Raw genomic sequence first — 18,610 nt, forward strand, 5'->3', positions numbered from 1 at the left:
ACCGCGCCCTGAAGCAACGGCCAGAAAAACTCCCACACCGACACATCGAAACCGAACGGCGTCTTCTGCAGCACACGATCAGCCGCGGTAAGCCCATAACGCTCCTGCATCCACACCAGACGGTTCACAATCCCCGCATGCGAAACCACCACACCCTTGGGACGCCCCGTCGAACCCGACGTGAAAATCACATACGCCGGATGCCCAGGCAACAGCGAACGCTCAACCGCATCACCAGCAAGACCCGCTATCGCCCGGTCCTCCACCAGGACCCGGTCCACACCCGCCGGCAGCAGGCCCGCCAGCGCGTCCGTGGTCACGACAACCGACGCACCAGCCGCCGCCAGCACATACCCGACCCGCTCGGCCGGGTACTCCGGATCCACCGGAAGGTAAGCAGCACCAGCCTTCAGCACGGCCAGCAGCGCCACCACCATCTCAACACCACGCTCAAGACACACCCCGACCACACACTCAGGACCCACACCCAGCGCAATCAGATGCCGGGCCAGACGATTCGCCCGCGCATCCAACTCCCCATACAAAACCTCAACACCCTCAAACACCACAGCAACCGCATCAGGCGTCTCCGCCACCCGCGCCTCAAACAACTCCGGCAACGTCAACGACCCGACATCGACAGCCGTGTCATTCCACAGCTCGATCACCCGATGACGCTCCACGTCATCGAGCAGACTCACCCCACCGACAAGTTCCTCAACACCGGCACTGGCCAGCCACTCCAGAACCCTCAAGAACCGCTGCGCCACAACCTCAACCGACGCCGCGTCATACACGTCACCGTTGCCGTCGACCACCACACGGATGCCGCCGTCATCCGCACCGTCGTACACGCTCACCCGCAGCCCACCGACGGGTCCCGTCGAAAGATTCCGCGGCACCGTCACACAATCACCCAGCGCAACCGACTGCTGGAACGAAACGACGTTGACCTCCAGCCCCCACAACGCCCCGCCGTCAACCAGCCTCAGATCCCGCAACATCTCCTCAAAGCGGTACCGCTGATGCCGCAACCCACCCCGCACCGCACCAGAAGTCCGCCGTACCAACTCGCCAACCGACAGACCCCCCTCAACCTGCAGCCGCAACGGCAGCACATTCGCCGTCATCCCCGGGACAGCCAGCTCCCGCTGACCCGAACGTGCCAGCACCGGCAGCCCCAGCACCACATCCGACACACCCGAAACCCGGTGCTCGTAGACCGCCGACGCCGCAATCACCAACCCGGCAAGACTCGTCCGCAACCGCCGCGCACCACCCCGCAGCCGCGCCGCACGATCCGCATCCACCTCAACCACATGACGCACCGCCCAGCCCGGCAGCCCACGCCCACCAGCCGCCGGCCGAACCTCAACACCAGCCAGCGTCCCCGACCAGTACTCCCGGTCCCCCTCAAGATCCGCCGAACTCCGATACGCCCGATCCGCATCACGCAGCACCGAAACCGACTCCAGCGCACCCTCCGCACCAGAGCGCCCCTCCAGCAACGCGTTGTAGATCTCCGCCGCCCGGCCCGCCACCAGCGACCCACTGTAACCGTCTGCCACCAGATGGTGACTACGCGAATACCAGAAGAACGAATCCCCGCCCAGCTTCAACACAGCAAACGCGAACAACAGACGATCAGCCACGACCAACGGACGACGCAGCTCCGACCGCATCCACTCCTCAGCGGCCCCCCGCGGATCCACCTCCCCACTCACATCAACAAAAAACACCGGCAACTCACCCGAGACGTCCACGTACGCCCCAGGCACACCCTCCACCCCACGAAAACGGAGATGAAACGTGTCCGCCTCCATCACCATCCGGCGAATGGCCTCCACCAAAAGATCCGCATCCAGCTCACCGCGGATCTCAACGAGCTCAGCCACGTTATAAACAGGATTCTCCGGCGCCAGCTCCTGCGCATACCAAATCCCGACCTGGCCAGCCAGCATGTCCCCGAAAACGCCCTCAGCAGCAGACATCCCGCACACCCCAATCGTCCGAAAACATCGACTGGCACAGCACGGGCCACCACACCAAGGGACGCCACATAACCGCCCAGCACTCCACATACGAAAACCAGCGACAGCAAAAACTAGGCCAGGGTGCCGGCAGCACCGACACCCTGAAACACAAAATTAGCAAGAGCAAATGAACTTGATGTGCGACGAGGCCTTTCCGCACCGCCCGCATTGCGACAGCCGAATCTTCCTGAGCGATCCACTATGAGCGCAGGTGTACAGGTCGATCAACGCTTCGCGCGAGTGGCGCGCAGACACGGGCGCGCGAGTGTTTAACTGCTGCGCCAGCCACAGTTGAACAGGGCGGTCAGGGTGGCGCCGAGAGCCGCAGAGCCCCTTGACAGCAGGCCGCGCCCCGCCCACTCGCCCGCCGGCAAGGCAATGCGCGAAATCTTGACGCTCACTCGCACGACTGGCAGTGTGAAAGCTCATCCCTGAATTCAACTGAAACTGTAAGGAATTCTTGTGCGTGATGCGTCGGCCGAGCCTATCAACCTGGTGGATCCCGCACTCTACTCGACCGGTGACCCATTCGCTCAGTGGCGCTGGCTCCGCGCAAATGAGCCGGTTTACTGGCACCCGCCGATGGACGACGGAAACCCTGGATTCTGGTGCCTCACCCGATATGAGGACGTACGCGCCGCATACCGTGACGCAGAGACTTTCAGCTCAGCTCAGGGCATTCTGCTGCGCCCCGCGGCGCACGGTGCCGACCCCGGCGGTGGGCGTACTCTGGCGCTGACCGACGCGCCCCGGCACCGTCAATTGCGCGGGCTGGTCGACGAATGGTTCACGGTCCGCTCGGTCCGCGCTCTTGAGTCGGAGATGACGGACATCACTGGACGCGTGGTCCAGCAGGCGCTGGAACGCGGTAGCTGCGACTTCGTGGCGGATATCGCCGCACGGGTTCCGCTTTACGTCATCTGCAAGATGATGGGCGTCCCGGAGTCGGATTGGGAGTACCTGTACCGACTGACGAGCCAAGCCTTTGCGGCCGGCGATCCGCACACCCGCAGGTTCGCCCATCTGGAGATCCTCGGGTACTTCGAGACGCTCCAGGCGGAGAAGGCGGCGAACCCCGCCGATGACCTGGTGAGTGTGCTCGCGACAGCCCGTGTGGAAGGTGAGCCCCTCACTGCCGAGGATGTCATCCTCAACTGCGACAACCTGCTGGTCGGCGGCACGGAGAACACCCGAATTGCGGCCGCCGGCGGCATGCTGACCCTCATCCAGCACCCCGAGCAGTGGCAGACGCTGTCGGAAAACCCCGACCTGTTGCCGTCGGCGGTGGAGGAGATCCTGCGGTGGACGTCGACGGCCACGCACATCATGCGTACCGCCACGAAGCCCGTCGAGATCCACGGGAAGAACATCGCGGTCGGTGATCGGGTGGTCTTCTGGCTCCCGTCGGCCAACCGCGATGAAACCGTCTTCGAGAACCCCGACACCTTCGACATCAACCGGAAACCGAATCGGCACCTGGCTCTGGGTTTCGGTGAGCACTTCTGCCTGGGCAGCATGCTCGCCCGCGTCGAGCTTCGGCTGCTCTACGCCGAACTGCTCAACCAAAAGGTCCGGATCGAACTCGATGGTGCACCGAAACTGCTGGACTCGATCGTGGTCAACGGGCCCGAGTACTTGCCCGTGACTCTCACGCGGCCGTAAGGGCGGGCCTGGCCGATCACGTACTCGTCCGTACGTGCGGCGCCCCGGGCAGTGGCCGCGAGGACGCGACCCGGGACGCTCCAGCCGGGTGAAAGGCTCGCGCCCGGCTCCGCAGGGGTCAACCGCGGTGCCCGTCGTCCCCGGGCGGAACGGTCGACGGCCTTCTCTCGGGGCAAGGAGCCGGGTCAGCAGTTCGGCTGACGCGTCCCACGACCATTGCTCCTCGACCCACTGGCGGCCGGCCTTCCCCATCGTCGGCCGTTCAGGCGAGAGCAGGAGGTCCGAGACGGCATCTTACGCAGCCGCGCCTCGTCCGGTCCCTTGCCGACGATCACCAAGACCGCATCCGGTACGGTCCGGCGCACCAGCGGCATGGCCCTGATCAGCATGTCCTGGCCCTTGCGGCTCACCAGCCGGAGACATCCGCTTTTCGGCGATGCCGTGCTCGTCTCGCACGTCGCGCGCACAGCTCGAGGCGGGCCGGAAGGCAGCGGCGTCGACGCCTGGCACCAGACGTACGAGCTCGGCCCGCGGCCCCAGGGCGGGGGCGATGCGCCGGCGGGTGTACTCGCCGAGGTAGGTGACCACGTCCACGTGGTCACCGATGCGGCGCATCAGCCGGCGGGCTCCCGGGGAGGCGGGCCCACGCAGCGGTAGGCCTGAGTACCGCACTCCCCCAAGTGCCCTATCAGACATGCGATATGAATAAGGCACCGCTTCGGGATGCCGTTGCCGATCTTAAGTAGAACGGTGGGCATAAGACAGCACCGGGCATCGAATTCGGTTGCCACCAAAGCGATGGGGACACGGCCCATCTCGGGCGCAACGTGATGTTGCGACGGCTCCTCCCGTTTTCGCCAAAACCCTGGAGTCGACGACGACTTCCCGTCAAAGATGTCGATCACGGACTCAGGTGACCGGTGACTGGCGCCCGGTGACCGCGTGGCTCCGTCGGCCCGACTCCGCCAGGCGGGTCCCTCGAAGACGGCTCCCTGCCTGCTTTCTGCAGGTCAAGGGCGGTCATCACTCTACATCGGCACGCGCCGGGCCAAAGATGATTCGGAACATCGGCGACGGCGCATCGGGCTGGAGGCCGTCACGGCGCCGGTCGGAGGTACCGCTCCAGCCAGTCCGCGGCGGCGCGCCGGTAGCGGCGCCGGTTGTCCGCCCGCAGGAATTCGTGGCCCTCGTTGCGCAGCGTCAGCCGCCGTGCCGGCACGCCGCGGTCGCGGGCCGCGCGGACGAACTGCTCCGACTCCGTCGGCGGCACGTTCGTGTCGTGCTCTCCGTGGACGGCCAGCACGGGGGCGCGCAGCTGGTCGATGCGGCTCATCGGGGAAAGGGCGCGCAGGAGTTCCCGGTCGTCTTCGGGATGCCCGTACTTGGCGGCCGCGGACTGCGCGATCCACGGCTCCGTACCAGCGAAGAACGTGGCGAAGTCCGACATCCCGCAGACGGCGACCCCGGCCCGGAAGAGGTCCGGGTGCCAAACGAGGGAGGCCATGGTGAGGTAGCCGCCGTACGAGCGGCCCATCACCCCGAGCCTCAGGGGGTCGGCGTACCCGAGCGAGACCACGTGTGCGGCGCAGTCGGCGACGTCGTCGATCGCCGCGAACCGGCCGGCGCCGAGGTCGGCGTCCACGAAGGACCGGCCCCAGCCGGACGAACCGCGGACGTCGGGGGCGAACACGTCCAGGCCCCGGCCGAGGAGTTCGTGGTAGAGCGGATCGAACACCGGCCGTTCCTGTTCCTCCGGTCCGCCGTGGAGGTGGATGACGCAGGGGGCCGGCCGGCCCGGGTCCTGCTCCGGCGCCCGGTAGTACCAGCCGCCGAGTTCGAGCCCATCCCGGGCCTCGCAGCGCAGGGGCACCGGGCGTACGGGAGGCCGCCCCGGCGGGACCGCGTCCTCGTCCCGCGCCGACCAGCCGGTGCGCGCGGGGACGAGCGCCTCGTCCAGCTCCCAGATGCCGGGTTTGCGCCGGGATCCCGAGAGGGCGGCGAACAGCCCGCCGCGTTCCACGGGCGCGATCCGGGTCACCACCTCGTGGGGCAGGACGGGATGGTGGCGCGGTCCGACGTCGCCGGCCGTACCGTCGACGGCGAGCCCGGCGGCCTCCAGCTCGGTGGCGCCGTGCACGTTCCAGGCGAGCACGGCCCATCGGCCGTGGTCGGGCACGCTCAGCAGATCGAGGGCGCAGCCCTCCCGCTCGGCGGCGACGGACAGGCCCCGGGACCTGCCCTCCTCGTCCAGACGCACCCTCAGCAGGGCCGCGAACTCCCGTTCCGCGTCGCTGCGCAGCCAGAGCGTCCGCGCGTCGGCGGAGAACCGGCCGATCCAGGGGTCGCCGTCGGCGACGTGCAGCGCGAAGGTGGTGCGGCCCGCAGCGGTGTCGAGTACGAGGGCCTCCCGTCGGCCGCGCGGGCCCCGGCGGACGAGCGCGAAGCGGCCGTCCGCACTCATGTCGCACACCCGCAGGGAGGCGGCTCCCTCCTCGCTGAACAGCAGGACCGGTGCGCTCGCCGCGTCCGGGTCGACCACGTACGCCGCCAGCCCGCCGCCCTGGGCCGGGCCGAGGGCGGGGCCGGGGGCCGGGCCGAGGGCGAGGCCGTCGCCCTCGGACGCCTGCGCGCCCAGAGTCCTTGCGCCGGTCGTCGGCGCACCCTCCGCTTCCGGCGGCAGGTGCCCCGGCCCGGCGTGCTCCGAGCGCACCGGGGAGGGCTGGGCGACCGTGACGGCGAGGGCGGTTCCGTCCCGCGTCCAGCACCCGAGGTGGGCCGAACTCCCGGGCTCCGCGCCCGCGATGACCTGACGTCCGGTCCCGTCCGGGCGCACCACCAGGACCCGGGTGTGCTCCCCGCCCCCCGGTGCCGAGGTGTAGGCGATCCAGCGGCCGTCCGGCGACCAGGAGACCTCTGTCACCGGGTCGGGATCGCCGTCCAGCACGTGCACCTCCGTCCCCCGGGCGGGCCCGCTCCACAGTTGGGGGACCCCGGCCCGGTCGCAGATGAACGCCACGTGCTCACCCGTCGGGTCGGCCGACGGGTACCAGCATCCGTGGGCCGTCAGGAGGGTCGGCGGGTCGGCGCGGGGATGGCCGGGCAGCCGGACCGGCGCCGGAGCCGGCGCCGGTCCGGGCAGCGGCTCTCGCGCCGGGAACCCTCCGGCTTCGGGCCGGCCGCTCACGTGATTCCGTGCGTCTGCAGCCAGATTTCCAGGGACGCCACCTGCCACAGGGTGTTCGCCCCGCGTTTGGTGCGACGGCGGTTCGGTGCTTCGAGCAGCTCGTGGACCAGGCGCTGGTCGAAGATGCCGCGACGGCGTGCTTCCGGGGCGGTGAGGGCGTGGCGTACGCGCGCGAGCACGGGTTCGGCCATGTGCCGGACCGCGGGGACCGGGAAGTAGCCCTTCGGCCGGTCGACGACTTCACGGGGCAGGATGGTGCGTCCGATGTCCTTGAGCACGGCCTTGCCGCCCTGCGCGAGTTTGAGCTGCGGAGGGCAGGCCGCGGCCAGTTCGACGAGTTCGTGGTCCAGGAAGGGCACCCTCGCCTCCAGGCCCCAGGCCATCGTCATGTTGTCGACCCGTTTGACGGGGTCGTCGGGCATGAGCGCGTGGACGTCCATGCGCAGGGTCGCGTCGAGGGCGGTCGTGGCCCCCGGTGCGGCCATGTGCGTCCGGACGAACTCCGCCGAGGCGTCGTGGTCGGCGGTGAAGCCGGGACGGAGCATGGCGGTGAGTTCGGCGTGCGTCCGGTCGAAGTACGCGTCCGCGTACGCCCTCTCGGCATCCGGCCGGGAGGCCGGGGCGATCTGCGGGTACCAGTGGTAGCCGGCGAACACCTCGTCCGCGCCCTGGCCGCAGAGCACGACCTTGACCTCCTTGGAGACCTGTTCCGACAGCATGTGGAACGCCACGGCGTCGTGGCTGACCATCGGCTCGCTCATGGCCCCGATGGCCGCTTCCAGCGCGGACGGCAGCCGGTCGGACGGGATCATGAGCTGGTGGTGGTCGGTGGAGAACCGTCGCGCGATCAGGTCCGAATAACGGAACTCGTCGCCGTCCTCCCCGTTCTCCGCCTCGAAGCCCATCGCGAAGGTCGCGACGCCCTCCTGCCCCGCCTCGGCGAGCAGCGCCACGATCAGGCTGGAGTCCAGGCCGCCCGACAGGAGCACGCCCACGGGGACGTCCGCGACCGTGCGCCGCCGCACCGCCGTGCGCAGCGCGTCGTGCACCGCCTCCTGCCAGAGCGCCGGGTCCTCGCCCAGCTCGGAGCGCCGGGTGTACGACGGCTGCCAGTAGCAGTGGTCGCTCTGCGTACCGTCCCGCTCGACGACGCGGACGGTGGCCGGCGGGAGCTTGCGCACACCGTTCAGGACGGTGCGGGGCGCCGGGACCGTGCCGTGCCAGCTCAGGTAGTGGTGCAGCGCCACCGGGTCGAGGGACGTGTCGACGCCTCCGCCCGTCAGCAGGGCGGGCAGGGTGGAGGCGAAGCGCAGCCGGTCGGCGTCCTGCGTGACGTACAGGGGCTTGATGCCCAGCCGGTCACGCCCGAGCACGACGCGGCCGGTGTGGTGCTCGACGACGGCGAAGGCGAACATGCCGATGAGGGACTCGACGCACTCGGGGCCCCACTCGGCGTACGCCTTGACGATCACCTCGGTGTCGGAGCGGGAGAAGAAGCGGTGGCCGAGCCCTTCCAGGCGCTCCCGCAGCTCACGATGGTTGTAGATGCACCCGTTGAAGACCGCGGTGAGCCCCAGCTGCGCGTCGGTCATGGGCTGGGAGCCCCACTCGGAAAGATCGATGATCTTCAATCGCCGGTGCCCGAGCGCCACCGCGCCCTGCGACCACGTCCCTCGGCCGTCCGGTCCTCGCGACTCCAAGGCGTCGGTCATGCGTTCGACAGCGGCGAGGTCCGGTCGCCGGCCGTCGAAACGCACCTCCCCGCTCAGCCCGCACACGGGGCACCTCCCGCCTGCACGGCACCTCGGGGCTGCCGCCCCCGTAGGGCGTCGCTCGTCGTGGAGCACCTGGTCACGCACGTCATTCCTACACTCCTGTGCCCTTCGGCCGACGAGGGTCCGGCCGGCCCGAACGGGCGGTCGACATGCGAGGCGCCTGCCCACGCGAGCGTCGCTTAAGCGGTCGCTCTGCACGGGCCCGCGGCGCGCCGCGCATGTTTGAGAGCGCGAGACGCGTGCAGAAGCCAGGTGACCCGCTGTGACATCACACCCCAGATCCGCCCCTCCAGGGGGCCCGACGGAGATCCCATGCCTCAGAAAGAGCCCCGCCTCCCTGACCCGGTGACACTGCACCCGCGTCCTCCCTTTCCCGAGCAGGAGCAGGACCACCCCGGCTCCACGGAGCGGATGGATCCGCAACCCGATCACGGCGAGGACTCCTACGAGGGTCACGACGTACTGCTCGACCGGGCGGCGGTCGTCACCGGCGGCGATTCCGGCATCGGCAGGGCCGTCTGCCTGGCGTTCGCCCGCGAAGGCGCGGACGTCGTCTTCACCCACCTCCCCGAAGAGGCGCAGGAGGCGGCCGAGACGGCGCGCCTGATCCGCGCGGCGGGCCGCAAGGCCGTACCGGTCGCATGCGACATCCGCGACGAGGAGCAGTGCGCGGCCCTGATCGACCGGGCCGTGCAGGAACTCGGGCGCATCGACCTGCTCGTCAACAACGCCGCCTACCAGATGTCCCAGCCGGACGGCATCGAGGCGATCACCACGGAGCAGTTCGACCGGGTGATGAAGACCAACCTGTACGGGATGTTCTGGCTGACCCGCAAGGCCCTGGAACACATGCCGCGTGGCGGCTCGATCGTCAACACCACCTCCGTGCAGGGCTACCAGCCGAGCCCGCACCTCCTCGACTACGCGATGACGAAGTCGGCGATCATCTCCTTCACCCACGGACTGGCCCAGATGCTCGCCGAGCGCGGCATCCGCGTCAACGCGGTCGCACCCGGGCCCGTGTGGACACCGCTGATCCCCGCGACGATGCCCGACGCGACGAAGTTCGGCGCGCAGTCGCCCCTGGGCCGCCCCGCCCAGCCCGCCGAGATGGCGCCGGCCTACGTGTTCCTGGCATCGCCCCGGGCGAGCTACATCACCGGGGAGATCGTCAACGCCACCGGCGGCACACCGCTGCCCTGACCCGGGGCCGGCCTGACCGTTCAGGGCAGGGCGTCCGCATCCCGGTCGGACCGGGGCCATACGTAGGGCAGGTCGTCCGGTACGCCCGGGAAGCGCTCCCGGTAGAAGGCCGGATCCTTGCGCACCAGCGCGGACTGGTGGCTCCGGTGGAAGTCCGGCGCGCCCAGCCACGGCGGCAGGTCCCCGTCGGCGGCCAACTGTTCCTGTGTCCGCGGGGCGCCCCCCGGCCGCCAGGCCCCGAAGTCCTCGACCAGGGTGACGGCGCAGGTGTCGGCGCGTCCCTCGGCGGTCCAGGCCCCGCAGATCTGCAGCCCGTACCGGACGAGTGCCTCCTCGTAACCCGCCCACATCCGCACCGCCGGGTGCCTGCGCCATCCGTAACCCGGGACGACCAGTCCGCGCAGCACCTGCACGGCCTCGACCCGCTGCTTGCCGAGCCTTCGTCCGTCCAGCACGGCCGCCGAGGCGTCGAACGACGGAAGCGGAAGGAACGTCTGCACAGGTCTTCTCCCTTGCATTCCACCTGCGGTGCACCCCGCGACCCACTGCCCCGAGCCCACAGTGCGAGCGTGGCAGAAGCGCCGGAGTCACGCTCCCGCACGCGCGGGGCGACAGCGCTCCGACGGCCGCGGCAGCAGGTCAGTGGCCGTCCGGGAGGGGTACTCCGTCCGCCGCCGGGACCCGGCGGCGGCGCTGCCACAGGACCAGAACGCCGAGGGCCGCTCCGACACCCATCAGGACCAGGCCCCGCACCCAGACCCTCGACTCGATCTGCGTCGCCAGGGCGAGGCACGACAGCGCTCCGAGTACGGGCACGGCCGTGGGGGCCCGGAAGTGGGGGGAGGCGGCGGAGCTCTCGCGTCGCAGGACGAGGACGGCGGTGTTCACGGTGAGGAAGACGGCGAGGAGGAGCAGGACGAGGGTGCCCGCGAGGACGTCGATCTCCCCGGTGGCCGCGAGCAGCGCGGACACGGCCGTGGTCGCGGCGATCGCTGTCCACGGAGTACGCCGGACCGGGTGCACGCGCGTGAGGAAGGCCGGGAGGAGGCCTTCCCCGGCCATCCCGTACGCCAGGCGGGAACTCATGATTCCGGTGAGCAGTGCTCCGTTGGCCACCGCGACCAGCGCGATGAAGGCGAACAGCTTCGGTGGTACGGCCCCGGCGGCACGGACGACTTCCAGCAGGGGGCCGTCGGAAGCCGCCAGAGTGCCCGTCGGCACGGCCGCGGAAGCCGCCGCGCCGACGGCGGCGTACATCAAGCCCGCGGTGGCGAGCGCCCCGAACAGGGCCCGCGGGTAGGAACGGGCCGGGTCGAGGGTCTCCTCGGCCACGTTCACCGATGTCTCGAACCCCACGAACGAGTAGTAGGCGAGCACCGCTCCCGCCATCACCGCAGCCACGGGTGATGCGGAGTCCGTCCCGAGCTGCGTCAGCCTGCCGACATCGCCGTCGCCCCGTACGACGACCCATGCGCCGAGTCCCACCACGAGGAGCAGCCCACCCGTCTCGACCAGGGTGGCCAAGGTGTTCACCCGGGTGGACTCGCGGATGCCGCGCGCGTTCAGAAGCGCCAGGAGGGCGAGGAAGACGACGGCGACGAGGACCACGGGCAGCGAGACGAGGGCGGTCAGGTACTCCCCGGCAAATCCGCGGGCGAGCGCCGCGACGGAGACGATCCCGGCCGCCAGCATGCAGTACCCGGCGAAGAACCCCACGGCGGGGCCGAAGGCCCGGGTGGCGTAGTACGAGGCTCCGCCGGCCCGCGGGTACTTCGTGGCGAGCTCCGCGTACGAAGCGGCCGTCAGGAGCGCCAGGAGGAGGGCCACCGTGAGGGGGACCCACACGGCGCCCCCGGACTTCGCGGCGACCTCGCCGATCAGTACGTACACGCCCGCGCCGAGGACGTCTCCGAGGATGAAGAAGTACAGCAGGCGCGTGGTGAGCACCTTGCGGAGCGGCTGCTGCACACCGGTGTCGGCGGTACGGGAAGGCATCGGGGCTCAATCTGTTCTGTACGAGGACCGGACGGGCACCCGGGGGCGGGACGGCGGTCCGCCACTCCGGTCGCGACTTTGGCTCTCCTGGCCGCGGAAGGCCGTTCCAAACGGAGGGCACCGACAATCGATTTCCGACATCGCAGCCCCGGACCGCCGTCTCGGCAGAGGACTCCAGTGACCGACTCCGACCTGACCGTACTCATCAGGACCTGTCCCCCGCCCGCCACCGCGCCGCGCCCCGTCGACTGGGCCGCCGTCGAAGCGGCACTGGACATGCGGCTCCCCCCGGACTACAAGGCGCTCGCCTCCACCTACGGCCCCGGCCGGTACGCCGACTACCTCAGCGTCTTCCACCCGCACGGGGCCACCGAATGGGTCAGCCTCACCGGACCCGTGCCCGCCACGGTCCGCGCGCAACTCCAGCAGGACCACGACGGCGGCACGCACCATGTGCCCTACGAGCCGCGGTTCCTGTCCGCCATCGGAGTCACCGACAACGGCGAATACCTCTTCTGGATCACCGGACCGCAGGCCGCGCCCGACCAATGGCGCATCGCCGTCAAGGAGGCCCGCGGAAACCGCTGGTTCACCTACGACGGCAACCTCACCGCCTTCCTCGCAGCCGTCCTGAGCGGGGAAACCACCGTCCCCCAGTTCCCCGAGGACCTCCTCGACACCCCGCCCGCCTTCACCCCATCAGCCGCCCGCCCGTACGCACTCCCGCAGACCCCGGTCAGGGACCCCGTGGACACGGACACCATCCGGGCCTGGGCCAAGGCCAACGGATACGAGGTCCCCCTCCGCGGCCGACTCCCCGCGGGCATCCTGCAAGCGTGGGAAACCTCCGGGAGCATGTGATGGCAGGGCCGAAGCGTATGAATCACACCGACGAGAGCGCCTGCACCAGCGCCCGGCCGGGGGGCCGGCAGGCCGGACGAGCCGACCGGGTCCGCCTCGTCACGCTCGGCTTGGCAGTCGCGCTTCTCGTGGCCGGCACCAGCGCGGCCTGCGGAGACGGTGATACCCCGGAGGCGGTACCGGACAGCTCCCCCACTGCACCGCAGTGGCCGGGCAACGGCGATCCGGCTACGGAGGCCTTCAGAGGACACCTGGAGAAGAGCGACGCCACCAAGAATCTCCTCGTCATCTCGATGCACGTGATGACCGAGGAGACGGGTCCGCCCCAAGTCATCCGGATCATCACCGACTTGGATCACGAACTCCGTGACACCAGTTCACCCGACGTACCGAGGGCAGCACAGTTGGCCAAGGCTTTTGCCGACTGGCACGCCAACGAGTTCCAGGACCACGGGACTGTCAAGGTCAGCAACCCGGCCATCGAGACGATGACTTTCCTGACATGGTGAGCAACAGCCGACCGGCCCGGCTGCCCCCTCGCACGCCGCCGCGTGATCGAATGAGGAATGACATCGTTCTGGACCGGCGAGCGGGTGCGGCTGCGTGGGATCGAGCCCGACGACTGGGCGGCGTTCATGCGCTTCGCCGTCGAGGAGGAGGGGTTGGGGGACGTGCTGCACCCGCCCCGGTCCGCCGAGGGGTTCCGTGCCTGGGCGAAGGAGCAGGCGGTCGCCCCGTCCGACGGCGACTGTTTCCGGCTGGCCGTCGAGGCCGTCGGCACCGGGGAGATCGTCGGCACGGTCGGCTCGCACCACGCCGAACCGCGTGCGGGGTGGTTCGAGTACGGCGTCACGATGGGCGCCGACCACCGGCGCAAGGGGTACGCGGCGGAAGCCGTGGTGACGTTGCTGCGCTTCATGTTCGCCGAGCGGCGCTACCACAAGTGCGGGGCGCGGATCTTCGCCCACAACGAGGCATCCCTGGCGCTTCACCGGCGGCTGGGTTTCGTCGAAGAAGGGCGCCTCCGCGATCACGTGTTCTCCGGCGGCCGGCACCACGACCTCGTCGTGATGGGCATGCTGGCCGACGAGTTCGCGCGCCTGCACGTGGTGGACGGACGTGACGCGTGACCGAGGTGTGCCCTGCGGAGAGGGCTCGTTGCCCTATGCTCCCGGGGCAGTTCAGGGGAACAGTTCATTCAGGGGGCGCGGAACCGCATGGCCGATGAGATCACGTACGAGTACAAGACGGTGCAGACGGTTCGCGGCACCGACGGCTTGGTGATCTCGAAGATGCAGAAGGAGGGCTGGGAGCTCGTGGGGCAGGCGCGGGGCATGCTGCGCTCCACCCTCGACTTCCGCCGGCCGAAGAAGCCCCTGCCCCGGCTCTTGATCGGTGCCGCGGTCGGCGGCCTGGCGATCCTGGCGGTCGTCATCGGCGTAGCCGCGGCGTTTGAGGACGGAGGCGGGAAGAAGAACGAGTCGAACGGGCCGACGGCGGCCGCCGCGAGCGCAGAACCGCCCACCCCGTCGGCTCCGACCGCGTCGGGGCCGGCTGCGGCTCACCTGATCACGTCTGGGAACAACCCGGAGTTCGCGGCGCTCTTGAAGACGCCGGACAACTGCGACGGAGCCAACGCGGACTTCGCCGCCAAGTACAAGGGCGAGACGGTCGTCTTCGACGGATCGATCGCGCACATGGCGCCCCGCGGTCATGACGGCACCCGCTACGACTTTCTCCTGGGGCCCGGCGACCGAGGACCGGAGACGGGGGTCGGCCCGGCCTTCAAGTACGAGGACGTCACCGTCCGCGACCTCAGGCTGACCGGCCGGAATACGCCCGCGACCGTCCGTACGGGCGATCATTTCCGCTTCGTCGCCACCGTGCGCGCATTCAACCCGGGGCAGTGCCTCTTCTTCCTCGGTCCGGTGTCGACGGAAACGCGGTAGCCGCACGGGCGGCCCTGTCATCGCGCACCGGCGTGACGGGGCCGGGGCTACCGTGGGGGGGAGCAGCAGTGGGAGTGGTCATGTCCGTCGCGGCGGTCTCGTACCACCCGCCCGAAGGTGCGCTGCGGAGATGACCGGGGCCGAGCGGTCCGGGTCCGGGAGTCCGTCGCCCCTCGGGCGGGTCGGCAGTGCGGTGCGCCGGGTGCGGGCCGGGCGGCGGTGGGGGCGGGTGCGGTCGGTGGAGCTGTGGCAGCGCTCGCTGGGGTTCGCCGCGCTCGGGTTCCTGACGCTGGTGCCGCTGCTGGTCGTGGTCTCCGCCGCGGACGCAGGTGGCGGGCAGGGGTTCGCGCAGTGGCTCGGGGACGGGCTCGGGGTGTCGCCGCCCGCACGGCGGGAGATCGGACGGCTCTTCGCGCTGCCCGAGCAGGCCTGGCGGACCACGACGGCCTTCGGCCTCGCCGTGCTCACCGTCTTCGGCCTGTCCTTCGCGACCACTCTGCAGAGCGGTTACGAGCGGGTGTGGGACCTGCCGCCCGCCCGCTGGTGGGCCCGGTGGCGGCACGTGCTGTGGCTCGCCGTGCTGGTTGGCGCCCTCTACCTGTCGGCCTTCTCTCCGCCCTGGCGGAACTCGCCCGCCCGCGGCTTCGTCACGGTCGTCATCGGCGTCCTCTTCTTCTGGTGGTCACAGCGGCTGCTGCTCGCCGGGAGGGTCTCCTGGTCCGCCCTCTTCCCCGGGGCGGTGGCCACCATGCTCGGGCTCCTGGGCCTGCGGGTCTTCTCCCGGCTCGTCTTCTCGCCGCTCATCGCCTCCGGCGCGGTCACCTACGGCCCCTTCGGCACGGTCCTCGTGGTGCAGTCCTGGCTGGTGGGCGTCGGTGTCGTCGTCTTCGGCGGCGCCCTCCTCGGACGGCTGCTCCACGACGAGATCCAGCGCCGCGCGAAGCCCGCGGATCTTCGTGGCTGAAAAGAGACCCCTCCGGCCGTCCACGGTGGCGGGCCCACTCCGGTCCTGTTTGGCTTGGGGGGAACGGACTCCCCCGACCCGAGGAGCGGTCATGAGCGACCAGAACCAGCCGAGCGAACAGGCCCGGCAGATGCGGGACAAGGCCGAGCAGCTGGAGCAGGCGGCGCAGCGCGCGGCGGACCCGGCGGAGCGCCGGCGGCTCACGGACAAGGCCCTGCACATCCGGGAGAAGAGCGAGCAGGAGAACGGACCGGGCAGCGCGACCATGGACCCGATGTAGGCCTGGGGGCGCTCGCGGGGGCCTCAGCCTCGGACCGCGCGGAGCCGCAAGCCTCGGACCGTGCGAGCCCTCAGCCCCCGGGCCGTGCGGCCCCAAGCCTCCGGCCGCGCGGCCCCCGGGCTCCGGTCGCGCGGCCCCCGAGCTCCGGCCGCGCGGCCCCCGAGCTCCGGCCGCGCGGCCCCTCACGCCTCCGGCAGGGGCCCCCGCAGCGCGCTGCGGCCCTGGTCCCAGGCCGCGCGCAGGTGGTCCGCGAGCCGGTCCTCCAGCAGGCCGGTCGCCGCGCAGCCGAAGGCCACGTCCGCCTCCAGCTCCGGCTCGTCGGCGAGCAGACCGCCGATGACCTCGTGGCGTACGACCTGCTCGTGGACGGCGTCGGCCTCGACGTGCTCGGCGTAGAAGTGCTCGGCGGCCGGCCCGGCGCCGCAGCGGCGCATGGCGTGCGCGAGCCGCCGGGATCCGGGCGACGAGGTGACCTCGACGGACGCGAAGTGGCCGACGAGGGCGCCGCGCAGGGCCCGGTGCAGCCCGAAGAGGGACATCAGGTTGACGGTCGCGAGCAGCGGCGCCGGGGCCAGGTCCAGGTAGCGGCCGTACGCCGGGTGCAGGCCGAGGTCGGTCATGAGGTCCGCGAAGAGCCGCGCGTGCACGCGTTCGGCGCGGCCGGCGCCGAACTCGTCGTACTCGATGGCGACCATCGCGGCCTTGGCCCGGCCGGTGAGCCGGGGGATCACCCAGGCGTGCGGGTCGGCCTCCTTGAGGTGGTAGAGGGAGCGCAAGGCGGCGTATTCGCGCAACTGCCAGAGCTCACCCTCCGTTTCGAGGCGGTGGCTGAGGCTGCCGGAGAGGTCGACCGGCTCGACCAGCAGCGGGGCGAAGGCCTCCTCGACGGAGCGCGGGCCGTCGGCCAGGTCCGTCCGCAGGGCGTGCAGGAAGCGGGCTTCGGCGTCCCGGCGCAGGCGCAGCAGGTCGGGATCCCATTCGAGCTCGTCGTCCACCCCGTCGAAGCCGCGGTAGTGCAGTTCGTACAAGAGGTACAGCGCGAGCTGGAGGTCTTCCCCCCAGGGGTCGGCCTGGAGCACGGCGCCCGGCGTGTAGGCCACCGGGCTGCCCGAGCGCAGGGCCCGCGTCACGGCGCGCGACAGCTCGCCCCGGGCCTCGGGGAGGCGGGGACCGGCGGCGGGGCGCGCGGTGGCGGTCGCCGTCGCGGTCGGACCGGCCGCCGTCGGCGTCCGCGGGCTCGTGGTCGGGCTCGGGGCCCGGCCGTGGGGTGGCATCACGGGTTCCTCTCCTGGGTCCTTTCCGGGGGCCGCTCTTGATGGTGCTGCCGGCGCTGCGGGGTGTTCCGCTCCTCCGGCGGCGCGGCCGGCCGTTCGCGGCGGCGGTGGCTGGTGTCGCACCAGGGGTAGGTGCGACTGCGTCGGCACGTGCACACCGCGACCTGGAACCGGTCGGACCGGGCGACGCTTCCGTCGTCCAGGACGATCTCGACCGGGCCCTCGATCAGGACCGGTCCCTCCCGGTCCACGGACACCCGGCGGGCGGGTGTCCCCGAGGTGCCGGAGGCGGCGGTGTCGGGGCCGGCGGTGGTGTCAGAGGTTCCGGGCACGGATGACCACCAGCTCTTCCCATTCCTCGGCCGCGGCCGCCAGGCCGCGCCGTTCCAGCCACGCGCGCCGCGACCGCAGGACCGGGCCCCACGGTACGGAGGCCCGCGCCGCGATCTCCCCGTCCAGCCCGCTCCGGGCCAGCCGGTCCAGGGTCTCCTCGGCCCCTGACATGGCGGAGTGCACCATGAGCAGGACGCCGCCGGGCCGCAGCATCGCCGGGGCGCCGGCGCAGATCCGGTCGATCACCCCGCGCCCGTCGGGACCGGCGTCCCAGGCCCGCTCCGGGCCGCGCTCGGGCAGCCGCTCCGCCGGAGCGGGGACGTAGGGCGGGTTCGTCACCACGACGTCGTAGCGGCGCCCCGCGGTGCGGGCCTCGAAGTCGCCGTGCACGACGCGCAGGGGCAGCCGGTGACGCAGGGCGTTCAGCCGGGCCGTGGTCACGGCCGTCCAGGAGACGTCCACGGCCGTGACCCGGGCGCCGCGCGCGGCGGCGGTGAGGGCGAGCGCGCCGGTACCCGTACCGATCTCCAGGACGTCCGTGCCGGGCCCGAGGTCCTCCTGCGCGAGGGCTTCAGCGAGCAGCCGCGTGTCCGCCTGGGGCTTGTAGACGCCCGGCGGGGCGATCAGGGCGGGGGGCAGCGCGCCCCTCGTCCGAGCCGTACTCGTACGGGTCACCTCGTACCTCCTGGATCGGGACGCGGCCCGTGCGCGTGCCCACGGGCGGCTTTCCTGGACGACACGCAGCGCATGCCCCCGGCGGGGCGCCTCATCCCGCCTCCGATGATCTTCGGAGGATCAGACGGAATTCCCGGCGGCCCGTCGGCCGTCCGTCCGCCGGACGTCACGCGCGCGGCCCCTCCCGGCCGTCGCCCCGGGCGCCGTCCGGGGTCTGCCAGGAGTCCTCGCGCTGCTGGGCCACGGGATTCTGCTCGGCCGGCCGGGCCGGGGCCGCGCGCCGGGCGTTGCGCCGGGCGCCGTACCAGAAGGCGCCGATCAGCAGGACGACCACGACCACACCGGCGAGGACGAGGAAGAGGGAGCTTTGGCCTTCGGCCGCGAGATGTTCGGTAGCAATCATGACGCGCGCCTACCCACGA

At 70.9% G+C, this 18,610-nt stretch carries 17 protein-coding genes and 1 pseudogene; 8 read left to right on the forward strand and 10 right to left on the reverse strand.

Translation table 11 applies throughout. The annotated features are described in order from the left end of the window. The coding region (locus AC0693_RS29530) for an AMP-binding protein (RefSeq protein WP_478803347.1) at positions 1-1,991 on the reverse strand (1,991 nt) is incomplete at its 3' end. A gap of 504 nt (positions 1,992-2,495) precedes the next feature. On the opposite strand from AC0693_RS29530, the gene AC0693_RS29535 reads away from it, so the two are divergent. After that, a complete protein-coding gene (locus AC0693_RS29535) occupies positions 2,496-3,695 on the forward strand; it encodes a cytochrome P450 (RefSeq protein WP_478803348.1) in 1,200 nt (399 codons plus the stop codon). Between the two features lie 185 nt (positions 3,696-3,880). Here AC0693_RS29535 and AC0693_RS29540 read toward each other — a convergent pair whose 3' ends face one another. The 3 genes from AC0693_RS29540 to AC0693_RS29550 form a co-directional block, all read right to left on the reverse strand. Further along, positions 3,881-4,084: a hypothetical protein gene (locus tag AC0693_RS29540; RefSeq protein ID WP_478803498.1), complete on the reverse strand. Its 204-nt coding sequence runs from the start codon at positions 4,082-4,084 to the stop codon at positions 3,881-3,883. Positions 4,085-4,791: 707 nt separating this feature from the next. Further along, a complete protein-coding gene (locus AC0693_RS29545; RefSeq protein ID WP_478803349.1) occupies positions 4,792-6,879 on the reverse strand; it encodes a S9 family peptidase in 2,088 nt (695 codons plus the stop codon). Then, positions 6,876-8,657 (reverse strand): N-acetylglutaminylglutamine amidotransferase, encoded by a 1,782-nt coding sequence (locus AC0693_RS29550; RefSeq protein WP_478803350.1) that lies wholly within the window; start codon positions 8,655-8,657, stop codon positions 6,876-6,878. Before AC0693_RS29550 ends, AC0693_RS29545 begins: the two co-directional genes overlap by 4 nt. A gap of 309 nt (positions 8,658-8,966) precedes the next feature. On the opposite strand from AC0693_RS29550, the gene AC0693_RS29555 reads away from it, so the two are divergent. Further along, positions 8,967-9,857 (forward strand): SDR family oxidoreductase, encoded by an 891-nt coding sequence (locus tag AC0693_RS29555; RefSeq protein ID WP_478803351.1) that lies wholly within the window; start codon positions 8,967-8,969, stop codon positions 9,855-9,857. 20 nt (positions 9,858-9,877) lie between these two features. On the opposite strand, the gene AC0693_RS29560 is transcribed toward AC0693_RS29555, so the two are convergent. Together AC0693_RS29560 and AC0693_RS29565 are read right to left on the reverse strand one after the other, a co-directional pair. Then, positions 9,878-10,357, reverse strand: coding sequence for an MSMEG_6728 family protein (locus AC0693_RS29560; RefSeq protein WP_356413444.1), 480 nt, complete (start codon positions 10,355-10,357; stop codon positions 9,878-9,880). Between the two features lie 139 nt (positions 10,358-10,496). After that, the gene (locus tag AC0693_RS29565) at positions 10,497-11,852 is read right to left on the reverse strand and encodes an APC family permease (protein ID WP_478737847.1); all 1,356 of its coding nucleotides are present in this window, start codon (positions 11,850-11,852) and stop codon (positions 10,497-10,499) included. 750 nt (positions 11,853-12,602) lie between these two features. Between AC0693_RS29565 and AC0693_RS29570 the strand changes: the two are divergent. From AC0693_RS29570 to AC0693_RS29595, 6 genes and pseudogenes are all read left to right on the forward strand, one after another. Then, positions 12,603-12,713 (forward strand): annotated as a pseudogene (locus tag AC0693_RS29570) (Lsr2 family DNA-binding protein); the annotation flags it as partial. Positions 12,714-12,730: 17 nt separating this feature from the next. Further along, positions 12,731-13,222: a hypothetical protein gene (locus tag AC0693_RS29575; RefSeq protein WP_478803352.1), complete on the forward strand. Its 492-nt coding sequence runs from the start codon at positions 12,731-12,733 to the stop codon at positions 13,220-13,222. Between the two features lie 57 nt (positions 13,223-13,279). Then, positions 13,280-13,843, forward strand: coding sequence for a GNAT family N-acetyltransferase (locus tag AC0693_RS29580; RefSeq protein WP_478803353.1), 564 nt, complete (start codon positions 13,280-13,282; stop codon positions 13,841-13,843). An 87-nt stretch (positions 13,844-13,930) separates the two neighbouring features. Next, entirely contained in the window at positions 13,931-14,662 is a 732-nt protein-coding gene (locus AC0693_RS29585) for a DUF4839 domain-containing protein (RefSeq protein WP_478803354.1), read from the forward strand. A gap of 130 nt (positions 14,663-14,792) precedes the next feature. Next, positions 14,793-15,626, forward strand: a complete 834-nt coding sequence (locus AC0693_RS29590; protein ID WP_469334949.1) for a YhjD/YihY/BrkB family envelope integrity protein — start codon at positions 14,793-14,795, stop codon at positions 15,624-15,626. Between the two features lie 91 nt (positions 15,627-15,717). Further along, the gene (locus AC0693_RS29595; RefSeq protein WP_356413428.1) at positions 15,718-15,906 is read left to right on the forward strand and encodes a DUF6381 family protein; all 189 of its coding nucleotides are present in this window, start codon (positions 15,718-15,720) and stop codon (positions 15,904-15,906) included. Positions 15,907-16,088: 182 nt separating this feature from the next. On the opposite strand, the gene AC0693_RS29600 is transcribed toward AC0693_RS29595, so the two are convergent. The 4 genes from AC0693_RS29600 to AC0693_RS29615 all read right to left on the reverse strand — a co-directional run bounded on the left by AC0693_RS29600 (position 16,089) and on the right by AC0693_RS29615 (position 18,591). Beyond that, positions 16,089-17,180, reverse strand: a complete 1,092-nt coding sequence (locus AC0693_RS29600) for an iron-containing redox enzyme family protein (RefSeq protein ID WP_478803499.1) — start codon at positions 17,178-17,180, stop codon at positions 16,089-16,091. Continuing rightward, positions 17,180-17,512: a CDGSH iron-sulfur domain-containing protein gene (locus AC0693_RS29605; protein ID WP_478803355.1), complete on the reverse strand. Its 333-nt coding sequence runs from the start codon at positions 17,510-17,512 to the stop codon at positions 17,180-17,182. Before AC0693_RS29605 ends, AC0693_RS29600 begins: the two co-directional genes overlap by 1 nt. Beyond that, the gene (locus AC0693_RS29610) at positions 17,496-18,188 is read right to left on the reverse strand and encodes a HemK2/MTQ2 family protein methyltransferase (protein WP_478803356.1); all 693 of its coding nucleotides are present in this window, start codon (positions 18,186-18,188) and stop codon (positions 17,496-17,498) included. Before AC0693_RS29610 ends, AC0693_RS29605 begins: the two co-directional genes overlap by 17 nt. A gap of 166 nt (positions 18,189-18,354) precedes the next feature. Next, positions 18,355-18,591 (reverse strand): DUF6479 family protein, encoded by a 237-nt coding sequence (locus tag AC0693_RS29615; protein WP_469315598.1) that lies wholly within the window; start codon positions 18,589-18,591, stop codon positions 18,355-18,357. Between the last annotated feature and the right edge of the window lie 19 nt (positions 18,592-18,610).

This window comes from Streptomyces sp. NPDC043876 (assembly GCF_056435825.1).